Here is a 518-nt window from a genome sequence, read left to right on the forward strand (position 1 = left end):
AGGGAACGCTGATCTTTCCTCTTGCCTCGATTCCTTTGACGGATATGGGTGTAGAGCAAGCTTATGCATATTGGGAATACCAACAAGCCATTGAACTCGAGCGCTTGGATGAAGACAAGCGAAGAGCGCGAGTAGATCAAGGCGCAATTGAATTGTCGCGTATCACTGACACGGTGAAATCAACGTCAGATGAGTTTTACCAGTCTCTGATTGCAGATCTCGAGTTCGCTACAGGTGCTTTTAATGAGTTCAGTCAGCGACTTGATGACGCTGTAGGGGATGTAACGCCTAGCTCATATATTTCAAAAAGACTTGAATCAATACACGCGGCACTTAAGCACTTGTTGGGTAATCGTTTTAAGGATAAGGCTGAGGTCTCCATTTCTGACGAAAATGGTGATGAAGAGTTGGAAGAAGCAAGTCAACAAGCAGTTACTCACAACTCATCTGCGTTATTAGTTACAAACATGCAATCTCGAGAACAAGCTATTCAACAGTTGCAACATGTGGCGGACTTT

General features: G+C 44.2%; 1 protein-coding gene. It reads left to right on the forward strand.

The genetic code is table 11. From position 1 onward, the window contains the following. Positions 1-518: ImpA family type VI secretion system protein (locus tag R7Q46_RS30300; RefSeq protein ID WP_411978798.1), on the forward strand; the 518-nt coding region annotated here is incomplete at both ends.

The sequence above is a fragment of the Vibrio sp. 811 genome (assembly GCF_033339195.1).